The sequence below is a fragment of the Endozoicomonas ascidiicola genome, from assembly GCF_001646945.1.
GTDB lineage: Bacteria > Pseudomonadota > Gammaproteobacteria > Pseudomonadales > Endozoicomonadaceae > Endozoicomonas > Endozoicomonas ascidiicola.
This window is the reverse complement of record NZ_LUTV01000001.1, coordinates 149202-162548: the sequence shown is the minus strand read 5'-3', so window position 1 is coordinate 162548 and position 13347 is coordinate 149202. Positions and strand designations below refer to the sequence as shown.

7 protein-coding genes are annotated in these 13347 nt (G+C 47.2%); 1 reads left to right on the top strand and 6 read right to left on the bottom strand.

Going from position 1 to position 13347, the window contains the following annotated elements; translation table 11 throughout:
* Nucleotides 1-237: 237 nt before the first annotated feature.
* Nucleotides 238-651, bottom strand: a complete 414-nt coding sequence (locus tag AKL11_RS00520) for an Arm DNA-binding domain-containing protein (protein ID WP_067514526.1) — start codon at nucleotides 649-651, stop codon at nucleotides 238-240.
* A gap of 221 nt (nucleotides 652-872) precedes the next feature.
* Between AKL11_RS00520 and sbcB the strand changes: the two genes are divergently transcribed.
* Nucleotides 873-2318 (top strand): exodeoxyribonuclease I, encoded by a 1446-nt coding sequence (gene sbcB, locus AKL11_RS00515; protein WP_067514524.1) that lies wholly within the window; start codon nucleotides 873-875, stop codon nucleotides 2316-2318.
* 16 nt (nucleotides 2319-2334) lie between these two features.
* Here sbcB and AKL11_RS00510 read toward each other — a convergent pair whose 3' ends face one another.
* The 5 genes from AKL11_RS00510 to AKL11_RS25490 form a co-directional block, all read right to left on the bottom strand.
* The gene (locus AKL11_RS00510; protein ID WP_067514521.1) at nucleotides 2335-2721 is read right to left on the bottom strand and encodes a response regulator; all 387 of its coding nucleotides are present in this window, start codon (nucleotides 2719-2721) and stop codon (nucleotides 2335-2337) included.
* A gap of 313 nt (nucleotides 2722-3034) precedes the next feature.
* A complete protein-coding gene (locus AKL11_RS00505; protein ID WP_067514519.1) occupies nucleotides 3035-3382 on the bottom strand; it encodes a hypothetical protein in 348 nt (115 codons plus the stop codon).
* 79 nt (nucleotides 3383-3461) lie between these two features.
* Nucleotides 3462-4115 carry a response regulator transcription factor gene (locus AKL11_RS00500; protein ID WP_067514517.1) on the bottom strand — a complete coding sequence of 218 codons (654 nt, stop codon included), beginning with the start codon at nucleotides 4113-4115 and terminating at the stop codon, nucleotides 3462-3464.
* 671 nt (nucleotides 4116-4786) lie between these two features.
* On the bottom strand, nucleotides 4787-6214 hold the full coding sequence (aspA, locus tag AKL11_RS00495; RefSeq protein WP_067514515.1) for an aspartate ammonia-lyase: 1428 nt from the start codon (nucleotides 6212-6214) through the stop codon (nucleotides 4787-4789).
* Between the two features lie 3035 nt (nucleotides 6215-9249).
* Nucleotides 9250-13347: ankyrin repeat domain-containing protein (locus AKL11_RS25490; RefSeq protein WP_172807219.1), on the bottom strand; the 4098-nt coding region annotated here is incomplete at its 5' end.

Genomic DNA, 13347 nt, shown 5'->3' with positions numbered 1-13347 from the left:
CAGCCAGTCAGACAGGGAAATCAGACGCCAGACTACGTAATGCAGTGGTCGGGTAACGCTCATTCTGAATAAAGAGAGTTCAATATAAACGCTCTGATTTGATCGCCACCAAAAAAGAAAAATTCTATAGACCACCCTCACCAGAAATCAATCCGGGCTTGTGCAACAACCGGATAAGATTGCGGCTAAGCGCAATCTATCCTTATTCGTTAGATTGCGACTAAGCGCAATCTATCCTTATTCGTTGGGGTATAGCGGTTTGAAATGGAGATTCAGAACACTGGAGTAGGTATCCTGAGTTCTCTTTTTTAATTTGGGTGCACGAACACTCAGAAATTTTTCAACACAGTCCGCAATGGTAACCATTCCGCCATCTTCGTTATTTGCCTTCCATGCCTGCCGTGGGTCTAGCCCTTTGGCAATGATTCCTCTAATCTCTGGAATCAGCTCCCGCGCATCTTTCAGTTTCAGATCCGGATAGCGCCCCAGTGTCAGCCGGGCAGGTTTTCGCTTAAATCGAAAGCGGTACTGCCAGGAGATGGTTCCCTTATTGGTAATGCGAACACTGAGCCCGTCCCGATCAGACAGCTCTGGTTCTCCTGCATAGGGCTTGCCCGCAATACTGCGGAGCTTGGTATCAGACAGGGGCATGTGATCACTCTTGTGTACAGATTTTGTTTTTATGGTGTGTACATATTAGTAAAAAATAAGAGCGTTAGGAAATTCTGTACACTCAGATGTACTCAGTGATAGGTGAAACAGGCTGAAAATTTGTTTTTATAAGTGAAACAAAATGAAGGTTTGAAAGGTGGTAAGCGTAGATATCTCAAGGGATTGGTGGTGTATTCTGAACAACATTGAATGGTAATGAAATGAAATCATTTTACTTTCACGATTATGAAACCTTCGGTACCAACCCGGCTCTGGATTGGCCGGCACAATTTGCTGGTATTCGTACCGATTCCGAGCTGAATGAAATTGGCGAGCCCCTGAATATCTACTGTCGCCTGCCTGAAGACCACCTTCCAAACCCTGAAGCTTGTTTAATTACCGGGTTAACACCTCAGGCTGTGAATGCCCAGGGAATGGTTGAGCCTGAGTTTATTCAGAGAATTCATCGCGAGTTGATGGAGCCGGGAACTTGCGCTCTTGGCTACAACACGCTGCGTTTTGATGATGAAGTCACCCGCAATATTCTGTATCGCAATTTTTATGACCCATACGCCCGGGAATGGCAAAACGGCAACAGTCGGTGGGATCTGATTGATCTGGTTCGGATGGTTGCCGCACTGAGACCTGAAGGGATTCAGTGGCCGAAACGAGAAGATGGTTTTACCAGCTTTAAGCTAGAGCACCTGACAAAAGAAAACGGTCTGGATCATGGCTCAGCTCATGATGCGCTTTCGGACGTAAGAGCGACCACCGCCCTTGCACGACTTATACGACAAAAACAACCTAAGGTGTACCAGTTTTATCTGGCTAATCGGGGCAAGCGCGAAGTGGCGGGGCTGCTGAACACAGCTCAACGGAATATGGTCGCCCATGTTTCAGGCATGTTTGGTGCGCAGCGGAATAATCTGGCCATTGTCATGCCGCTGCTTGATCATCCGTTGAATCGTAATGGAGTTGTCGTTTATGACTTGTCCATTGACCCGGAGCCGTTGTTAAATTTATCCGCTGACGATGTTCGCAGCAGGCTTTACACGCCAACGAATCAGCTACCGGAAGGTGAGCAACGCATCCCACTGAAAACCATTCATTTAAATAAGTGCCCAGTGGTCGCACCTTTGAAAGTATTAAAGCCTGAAGATCAGGATCGCCTCGAAATTGATCTGGCAACCTGCGAACGCAACCGGCAACGATTGATAGATGATCCGGGTTTATCGGCGAAACTTCGAGACGTGTTTTCTCAGCGACCAGAAGGAGGGCAGACAGATCCTGATCAAATGATTTACTCCGGTGGTTTCTTCTCACCGGCGGATCGTGATGAGATGAATCGAATTCATGGAGTGAAACCCGAGGCGTTGTCTGATCTTGGATTGCACTTTCAGGATAAGCGTCTGGAAGAAATGCTATTTCGCTATCGAGGTCGTCATTTTTCTGAGACGTTAGATGAGGATGAACGAGTTCGATGGAACCAGTATTGTCGTGAGCGTTTATCCGGCCAGCTGCACCAGAGTAATGAGCCGGTACTCACCTATGAACGATTCTGGCAGATTTGGGAAGAAAAGAACCAGTCTGAGGACGTGCAACAATCAACCAGTAAAATCGAGTTACTAAAGCACCTTGCTGAATACGTGAAAGGTCTTCAGCCCTGAATCAGGCTACGCGGTATTATACCTGAGCCCGTTGTTTGATGACGCGGTTCAGTTGTTCTGACAATCGGCCATAGATGGTTGGTTTCTCAATATAATCAATTGCACCTGCTTTTATTGCTGCAACGGCGCTGTGTACATCGTTGTGATCCCCAAGAATAATGACGGGGATTTGATGCTGTTCAATCGCCAGGTTTTCCATGAGGTCCAGCGCCTGTCCAGAGGGCTGGTCATTAGCTGCAATAATACAGCATGGTTGGGTAGCCTGGATGGCAGACATCAGCTCAACATGGCTGTTAAAGCAGGTCAGTGAAAGCGCGTTTTCTACACACAGATTACGAATCGTATCTGTGACAATAGAATCTTGTTCCAGAAGGTAAACTGAGCATGTCGGGGCGAGATTCATATTGGCAGCCTTGCAAAAAATATTCTGTATGGTTGCTGAAATGCAGGGTTAAATGTCGACCGCTCTTTGCTTAAGGAAAGATAATTCACAGTCTCTGCGTACCATTCATAATGGATGATGTTCAGTTTAGGTTTAGTGGGCTAAATGCTGAATGGAGGGATGTACTTGACGTGATACGGGGACTACCTAACCATTTGAATGAGTATTCGTTTTATTTTTATGAGGTAGGTCTATCTCATTTTCGAGCTTTCTATTCACCACGTAAATCATTGATAGTTATGATATATATCCATGCTCTATGTAGGGGAATACGTCATGGTCTTAATGCCAACTCTATCGTGTCCATTATATCAACATACCTTTTATTCAGGGTATCCTTAAGCTCGAAATAATGATTGCGTTCATCGTGATCAGGAGCTGTGTATATTTCAATACATAACCCGAATAGGGTCTTTAAGTTTGATTTTTGTGTCTTCGCTTCTTCGGGTGTGAAACCGTTTTCTTTGAGTTTAAGTTTAGTCAGTACACTTTCGGTTTGAACTTTGAAGTCAGAGAATCTGGCAGTGCTTTGGGTAAAATGAGTGCTTACGTGTGTTCGGGCATATACTTTTAAAGCATTGGCGGGGATGTCTTGTCCACAGGGACAACGAAAGTGTTTCATAGATTGCTATCCTGTGAAGAAATATACATCAAGCCGGCCTCTTTTCAGAACGCTGGCTTGATCTTTTCAAACATGGGTATTAGATCTTGAAGTTAAACTCTCCATCAAGATGTTCTTTAACCTGCATCACTTGTCGAACAAGGTGAGCCAGTGATTTGGTGCCCATCTTTTCCATCACCCGGGAGCGGTGGATTTCAACGGTTCTCTGGCTCAGGTTGATGTCGGCAGCAATCACCTTGTTGGCTTTGCCTTCAACAACGTGGTGCAGAACTTCACGCTCACGGTCAGTAAGCGTGGATAGACGACGCAGAATTTCTTTGTGCTCCAAAAGTTCGCGACGCTGCTGGGTATCCAGCTTCAGGGCATCGTTAATCAGATCCAGAAGCTCCTGATCGCGGAACGGCTTCTGAATAAAGTTCATTGCGCCATCTTTAATGGCTTGTACCGCCATTGGCACATCACCGTGGCCGGTAATGAAAATAATCGGCAGAATGCAGTGCATTTCATTCAGTTTGCTCTGCAGCTCAAGACCGCTCATGCCAGGCATTCTGATATCCAGAACGATGCAACCCGGGCGGTTTTCATCGTAGACTTCCAGAAACTCTGCCGGAGAGGAAAAGGTTTCCACTGCCTGACCTACCGACTTCATTAACATTTTCAGTGAGTCACGGACGGCCTCATCATCATCAATAATAAATACGGTAGGTTCTTGCTTCATATCCTGTTGCTGCATAGTGACTCCACATGTATTCGTTATGCAATCAAGCCGAAAAGGGTTTAATGGAAACCGGTAAGAGTCCGGTAAAGAGTGCATCCAAATGCACTAGCTAACTGAACAGGTACCGTAAGAAGCTGTTCACAATCTTTCTGCTCGTTCTCGCTTTTCGCAAAAGATCATGAACAACTTCTAAGGCACGGCAGAACGTTGTTAATAAATTCAGAACCGTGACATCTATCAACTGCCTTTACCTGACCGTCCTTCGCCTGACCGTCGTCAGAAACAATTTTAGCAGAGTATGGCGTGATGTTTTGTCAGCACAATAGAAAATTAGAGCGCCAGTAAGACTTGCTTAAGGGAAAATGCCCAAAATGCAGTAGAGTTCATTACATGACTTTAGTCGTTTACCTATTTTTTTGTGTTCTGTTTCGGTTTCCAATGGGGGCTGATACGCTTTTGCTATTCAGTCTGCAGGCTAAACCGTGATGCATAGGTGAAGACTGATATAATCGACGAATGATAGGGAAATTTATCGAAGTTGTTATTGTGGATTACCGAGGGTTACCGCGATTGTACGACGGTGGGAGTAATAAAGTGGTGAAAAAAAGGCTGCACCTGGAACCAGGTGCAGCCTTTTTCGTTATCAAAGGCACTCGTAGAGGATGCTTTTGATGAGCCTAATTCGCTCAGTGCTTGATGGAAGCACTCAGGTTCAGAGGTGCAATCATGTTTTCTGGCTTGAGGATTTCAGCCAGCTGCTCTTCGGTCAGCAAACCTTCTTCCAGAACCAGATCAACCACACGACGACCACTCTTCAGGGCTGTCTTGGCGATACGGCTTGAGTTTTCGTATCCCAGGTATGGGTTCAGAGCGGTCACCAGACCAACACTGTTGTCTACGTAGCTCTGGCACACTTCACGGTTAGCGGTGATGCCTTTGACGCAACGTTCGGTCAGCATGTTCATGCCGGCAGACAGCTGCTGGATGGATTCCAGAATCTTGTAAACCAGCACTGGCTCTGCGTAGTTCAGCTGCAGCTGAGCGGCTTCAGACGCCAGAGTCACCACCAGGTCATTACCAATGACGTGGAAGGCGATCTGGTTCATGCACTCAGGGATAACCGGGTTTACCTTGCCTGGCATGATAGAAGAACCTGGCTGCATTTCTGGCAGGTTGATCTCGTTAAAGCCACACATCGGACCACTGGACAGCAGGCGCAGATCGTTACTGATCTTGGACAGCTTAACCGCCAGACGCTTCAGAGCGCCGGAGAAGATAACGAAAGCACCCATGTCGGAAGTCGCTTCGACCAAGTCGCCTGCCAGAATCATTTCCTGGCCAGAGATTTCAGACAGGTATTTAACCGCCAGAGGTGCATAACGGCTGTCGGCAGTGATACCAGTACCGATGGCAGTACCACCCAGGTTAATTTCACGCAGCAGAGAAGCCATTTCGCCGATACGCTGGATATCTTCACCAATAGTGGTGCTAAATGCGCGGAATTCCTGACCCAGAGTCATAGGAACTGCGTCCTGCAGCTGGGTACGACCCATTTTCAGGATATCTTTGAACTCTTCAGCTTTGATATCCATGGCATTTTTCAGGGTTTTGATAGCAACCAGCAGAGACTTGTGCTTCAGAACCATGGCCAGACGCATAGCCGTCGGGTACACGTCGTTCGTGGACTGAGCCATGTTGACGTGAGTGTTCGGGTGCAGATACTGGTATTCACCACGACGATGACCCATCAGCTCCAGTGCACGGTTACAGATCACTTCGTTTGCGTTCATGTTGGTGGAAGTACCGGCACCACCCTGAATCATGTCAACCACGAACTGATCGTGCAGACGACCTTCGATGATTTCGTCACAGGCGTCGGAAATGGCATCGGCCATTTTCGGATCCAGCATGCCCAGATCACGGTTAGCCAGTGCACAGGCTTTCTTTACCATGGCCAGAGCTTTTGGCAGATTGCCGTAATGGTTCAGCTGAACGCCACTGATCTGGAAGTTTTCCACAGCACGCTGGGTTTGAATGCCGTAGTAAACGCTCTCAGGAACCGGAGCTTCGCCCAGAAGGTCGTGTTCAATTCGAAATTGGTTAAGATCTGTCATTTCTGGTGGCCTTAGCGAGTGTCCATTAACACACTGAAAAAAATGCTCTTAAACTGCGTTGTAAGCCCTTGATAACAATGGGGCTTAATAGGTAACGAGCTGAAAAAGCTCTGCAGACCTATAAGAGCAGGTAAAAAAGAAATAGTCTGTGCCTGTGGATAATGTTCGGCAATAGGTGGTATTACCTAGCATAACGGATCTTGGGGGGAAAATAGCAAATATCTGACCTGTATCAATTTTGTACAGATTGGTAGCGCAAAATTCTTAACGGAATGTCGATTAAAATCTTTCCCTGTGATCAGGTCGAACCCTGAATAGAGCAAATAGCTATACTTTAGTATCACTTAAAAACAGAGAGTTAATGGGCATTATCGCCTAAAGGCTAATTTATTGCATTTTCGAAGTGCTTAATAATTGCTCTTGCAGAAAATTAATACAGTTAACAACAGGGACGAGTTTTTTCGGCAGAGAACTCAAAATATTCGAGGATCTAGGAGCCTGTCGGACTTAGAACAACTTTTGAGTATAATACCCGCAAGATCGTAAAAGACAGCCAGAGTCTCTTCCAATATGAAATGAGCCTGAACGGAGCCCTTGTTTCCAAAATGAAATGAGCCTGTGATTTCTGATCTTTCGTCCAAAATTACTGGATGAAAATCATAATGGACACACGGCTCATCAAATCGCTCCAGCAGGTAGAGGAGCTGCTTCAGGCTACACCGCAGATACAGCCTGGTTGGAAGTCAAAAGACGAGTGCTATCAATGGATTGCAGGCACTCTCAAANTCAATCCGGTGCCCGTTCAGAAAGAGGTAAGGCTGGCGCAACAACAGGGTTTCCAGACAGGCCGCAAAGGTTGGATTGCATTCAAGTCCCGTAAAGATAACCGGCTTGCCCCTGATCAGGCAGTCCATTAATTCACTATTGCTTATGCTGAAGGTAAGGCCCTTCTCGCTGTCCAGCTGAACACTTTGCAGGGAGTCGAGCGAGTCGCTGGAGTGCACCCTGTAATGGAAAGCACTGGTCAATCTGGAATTGCGACCCACTGTTGACTGGCGGAATGAATCCCGGAGTATTAATTGTTCAACGGGCAGATTTTGAAAGAGTAACGGGCGCTTATTGGCCGGCAATTGCTCAATCTGCCCCAGTAGCCACAACCACTGGGTCTCCTTGAGCTGGCCAGTGATGACCAATTGGCGGCGTCCTTTCATTAAACATGCCAGCCGGTTAACACGCACCACTTTATGATTATTTACCCGAAAGTCGGTCTTTACCTCCTCAAGGGAGCAGACGTTAACACACACGAATGACTCATGAGGCTTAAAGGTCTCAGAATCCGCAGCCATGTACTGATTAATCAGCGTTTCCAATTCTGAAAAGTCAGCATCCTCTTTGGAAAAGCTCAGATGCCCAGGCAGGCAACACCACTGACCGTTAGCTTCAAAGCCACCGGTTCTTACCGCATCGGCCAGTGTTGTCCGGAAGCGCTCGTTCTCCCATGGGGCATTCTGCAGAATCAGGTGACTGGCATCCGGTAATCGGGAAAGGGCACCTTCAGAAAAGTTCAGCTGACCATATTCGTTCAGGGCAATACCGCCAAACAGTCCGTGGTGCCAATCACTGAATGTAGAAAAATCGATCCGTTTGACCGGCTGATCAGTCGGTGGTTTATCCCGATGTACACTGGCCAGAACGTCCTCATCACTCTGAGACGTGTTATCGTGAACGATGGCAGGAAGCACCTGATGGTTCATTTGTCTCAGGCGACGCCAAAGGTCCGGATTAGCGGGTTGCTTACCACTGAGCATATCCTCACTGACCAGAAAAACCCTTTTTACTCCACAGCCCAGAGGCTGGCCATTGCAGGAGGGGGGCGCCTGCAGCAAATCGTTGAAACTGGCAATGTCGCCGGGATGGAAGACGGTGAGATCAACAATCAAGGTCAGAGGTTCATCGCCAAATAACCGGCCTGCCTTTGTTTGCAGTTTTCCGTTATCCAACCGGGTTTGTTGCAGCAAGCCCGATTGCTCCATRTCGTCCGGAGAACGAATCATGATCACRGAAAAGGGGGGCTGGGTACGTCGGAGCTGATCRCACACCCATTGGCGGGAYAATGGATCATTGGCGAAATAAAACACYCCGGKGGACTGCGGTGCCTGGTGAGCAGGCACCGGGTATTCAAGCAGCGCACTTGTCTGTTTCAGCTTATTTGATGGGCTATGGTCTATTATTCGGGCTTTACGTTTCGCTAATAAAGTGAGCTTATTAGAAGAAGTAGAAATAACATTATCAGGCAGGACTTGCTTGTTATTGCCTGAAGAAGGTGGCATTGGTGTATTGATTGGTACAGCCGAGGTAGAACCATGGTGCAAGTTATTATAAGATCTATCCATGTGAAAACCGTCTATAACCTAATTGACTGATTTTATTATAGACTTAATTTTTTAAAAAAAAGTTAATACTAAAGTACAATAAAACCCCATGCTTTGCTGTGATCAGTCTCTTCCAATATGAAATGAGCCTGTGATGTCTGATCTTACGTCCAAAATTACTGGATGAAAATCATAATGGATACAAGGCTCATTAAATCGCTCCAGCAGGTGGAGGAGCTGCTTCAGGTTACACCGCAGATACAGCCTGACTGGGATTAAAAAGACGAGTGTTATCAATGAATTGCAGACACTCTTTATAGTCAATGATAATGTGATTCTATTTCTATCAGAGAAGGATATAATAGAACGTTAGTACTCATCAATATCAGACTTTCACCAATCATTTATTCGTTCATTACCATCAATTACTTCAAGAATTCTCATGAGTGAATATCATTACTATGAATTGGTGCTGGTTGACCGATAGCTGTCCCAGGAAGAAATGGCTTATCTAGCGGGAATAGCTGGTTGAACGACACGTGGTGCAATTATCAGAAGCTGATGCCAAAGCGCGGTTAAAAAGGTTACTGTTAGATGAAATTGGCGCAGTCGCCCAAAATTACTTGCTCACTCCAAAATTTAAAAGCACCATTGGTATTACACTCATGACAACTGATTCTTCAATGCGTTCAGAACACTTTGGGGCATTTGTTTTTTTTGCGCTTCCCGATAGTTTTTTGCTGTACCCCTGGCGCCAGCTTCCAATAAAGCTAATGCAATATTGGAATGGCTATAGCAAATGCTTTTATCCAGGGCTGTCTCACCTTTAATGCATGTTGCATTTACAGTAGCCTGGCACGAAAGTAGCTCTTTAATTATGGACAGATGTCCATTTTGTGCTGCTTGTATCAGTGGGGTCCAACCATTAAACATAGCAATATTCGGATYCGCCTCCTTTTGGAGCAGGCAGCTAACAATCTCAGGAAAACCGTTTTCCGCAGCTAATAAAAGTGCTGTCACCCCCCGGTTGTCAGTTGCGTTGACGTCTGCCCCCGCGTCCAGCAGTAAACGAGTCAGCTCTAATCTACCATTGTTTTCGAAGGCAGACGCCATAAGTGGTGTCAGCCCTAGTAAATACTCCCTGATGTTTGGATTGGCTTGATGCGCCAATAGCAATCGAACGATATCGATACTTTGATTATTGACGGCAAKATACAGGGGGGTGWATCCATCTAGCGTTTGATTATCAGGGTTCGCTCCCTTGCGTAGTAGCACTTCGGCAGCCGCAAGTTTTTGKYTTKTCACRGCTATACACAAGGGAAACTTTTCCTTGTRATCCCAAGCCTGATGATYAACATCAGCTCCTGATTTGATTAGAATGTTGAGGAGATYCWCTTCMCCTGTTWCCGYAGCWAWATGAATGGCCGTAMACCCCTCATYCTGCTCTGCATGAACATCTGCCCYTTCRTTGAGAAGATACTCAAYCACTGATAASTGTTYATTTGTTGCAGCGCTCATCAGCGGAGTGCAGGCCCAATGTCTATTATCCGACACATTGATATTCACTCTGGCTTTGATCAGCGCCTTAACTTTCTGTAAATCGCCCTYATWGGCTGCGTCGAAAAGTTCARKCTGCTGATCAGCYTGGCGGCATAAATCCTTGAACGTTGTCCGGTCACAAAGTTCAAGGAACTCATTCAGTAAACTCAATAAGTCTTGTTCCTGAATAACTACGGCAGACTGCCTGCCACTGAGTTGTTTCACTTGATCAATCGCCAGCTCTACCGAATGTCGGCTATTGGTGAATCGATGATCGTAATAGCGCATCAGCGGGATCTGATCCGGCATGTGCTGTTCATGGCAATGAGYGTACTCATTGGTCAGCCACTGCCATACACTTTGTGGATCGGTTTTGTGCCGGGCCAGCCAAATGGCAAACGTTTTTTTTATCAGGTGTATATGGATGTGGATATTCCCTTCATTAGTGGTCACTGACCTCGCGAATTCCGCCACTAAATCCATAAAGGATGGTCCGATATGACAAAAATCCATGATCACATCGGGGAACGACTGRGTAACTCGTTCATTGAGAAAAGCAGGCTGACCCGCGGCCAGACGTTCTGGCATATACTGAGCGCTTTCCTGTGGTACTGATGTATAGGATTTCTCAATGCGCAGGCTGCGTATTTTTTTGTTCAAAAACTGACTATCGGGCAAGTCACGAACAAAACTACGGAGGGCTCCCTCCCGTTTTCCCATGGACTCAMTGATGGGTTTTTTCGAGAATTCCCACAGCTTCAGGTTGTTGACCATCTGAATAATTCGTTCTCTGAGCGGATGTTGGTCCACTTGGTGGACACAGCAGTATTGCAGTATGCCTGCCAACAACTTGCTGAACGCCGGGCTCTGATCACAGAGGTCGCACAGTAGCTCGTTATAGCCCTCCTGATTTTCCTGTATTGCCTTGGCAATTGGCTCGAAATCGAAGGAATTGCTATCGCTATCGATACCCTTACATTGATGGCTGACTTTGCACAGTAGACGACACAGTTGTTGGTCTTCGCTCAGGGTATTATAAAAACGGGGAGCTAATAAACATAACAAGATGTCTCCATTTTTGGTCGTTTCTTTATGTTCGATGATATTTTCAAGCAGTCTTTTAAGCTTTTCTGCAGAGATAGCCTCTCCGGTGATTATCTTCTTTTCCAGATGTTTGATTTCTTCTTCCAATAACCTAAAGAAGCTTTTTTCTGTGACGATCTCGCGACCTTCCGGACAAGCCAGCTCACAACCATCGGGGCGATCAAAATCGTCCCAATCCGGTTCAGTGACTTCTGAAATAGAGGTACCGCCACCCCCAAGCTGATACTGCTGCCAGGTGGCGCCATTGTCAGTGCTGATTTCGGTAAAAYGATGGYCMYYATTTRKAACYAYCCGGGCTGGAATACCCCAGTAGTGACACAGCAGCTGAAACAACATGGCCCGATGTCGACAAACGCCCTGTTTTTCCCGGAGCATGGCCAGTAGAAGCGATTCACTCTGGCCAACCAGATTTTTGTTATCCTGGAAATCGCCAAGCCAGGCAGCCAGACGTTTGAGTCGGGTAGGGAGATTATCAATCGTGTTAATATCCCGTAACTCTGCAAACGCCTCGCATCCTGTTTCATCCGTAAATACCTGCTGATCAAACAGCTGCTTCAGTCGGGTATTGCATAAACCCGGTTGGAGCACCACGGTTTCATCGTGGCTCAATGAGGTRGCTACGATTTTTTTAGATGCCCCCGTCCTGCCCCCCGTCCTGCCTATGGCCTCCGGTGATGGGGCTGACAACAGCGAGAGACGATTAAAATAGTCCGGGTTCGGAGCAATAATAAAATCGATGGTAGCTGGACTAGTTTTGGTGTCTGATGGCAGTGGCTCGTATCGGATCAGCAGTTGCCCCGTTAACTGGCTCCGTGCCAGCTCRATGGAAACTTCCGGGGTCACCCGAATAGCTCGCAGCTGGTCCGCCGGTGTYAGAGAAGGCAGAGCCTGCCATTGATCGTCAAGAGCCATGGAYACCTTGCCCGGTAACTCATCCGCTTTAAGGGTGGTTCGCCATCCCAGTTTTTCAGAGGCGATATCCAGGGGATTAACAGTCCCATCGCGCCATGAGATTTCTCGCTCAAGTACCCTCCCGTTTTCAGAGAGTCTGGTTTCAWAAAAMTTGAGCCGATAATAGGTGRTATCRTAAGGAACTTCCGGGAAATATCGTGTYWYAAAAWAATGTTKAGTTYCAAKGATGTCACCAAACYYATAGTCAYRYCCACCGAAGTCTCTAACGGRCTGGTTAGGGATCTGGCCAYCGGGGCTGCCCAATCTCATGTGGGTGATCTGTAAAAGTTGCTGGGGAGAGAGGTTGTCCGGCACAGTCCACTCCCTCTGGTTGAACTGCAACTGCCGGCCCAACTTGACCATTACCGGCGTCGGTACACCCGGGACACTGTTCACGATGCATTCGTATTCCTGCCGCTTCWGCTCCATCTCCTGTTGCTTTCTTCGTTGCTCTCCACCGTCCTGAATCGAGGGTAATGGTTTGACCAGCGCTCGAATCGCAAGCCACTGTTGTTTCTGAAAAGCGTCCGGCCATTGAGCCACAGGCTTCGTTGCTAAATGCCGGGCCGATGTCAACAGATCGTCCAGCGCCAGTTGCAGCGGGCTTTTCTGGACCTCAAGGGTATGACTCAGTTGGTCAACATGACGGGCCAGCCAGCAGGGCAAAAACTCTGGAATACCTGGTGTCTGTTGCAAAATGCCTTCCAGATCAGATAAAGCCAGGGGCGCAAGCCGAACCTGGGTACAACGACTTTTCAAGRCGGCACTCAGCCCTTCCCGACCGGTAAAACTGCCCGGGTTGACCGTGGCAAACAAACGGAAGCCCGCAGTGGCCTGACCCGTCAGAATGCCATTAAATAACCCTTCCAGATAACGGCTGGGAATCAAGTTCAGTTCGCTTATGGCGACGGGGGCTCCCCGGCTCATGGCGGTTTTAACATGGCTCTCCAGCTGATGCCACTGGTTTGGGTTGGCAGTAATATGGGTATACGACTGCGAAATGTCACCTGATTGCTGACCGAGGTACAGCTTTATCGTGTTATCCAGTAGAAAATCYTTGCCCCARCCCGCCGGGCCTTCCACCAGTAGAGCGATTTTACCTTTGTCATCTTTATCCATGCTTTGCCAATAGCTATAAACCAGCTTCTGCATAGAAGCAGGGGCAAG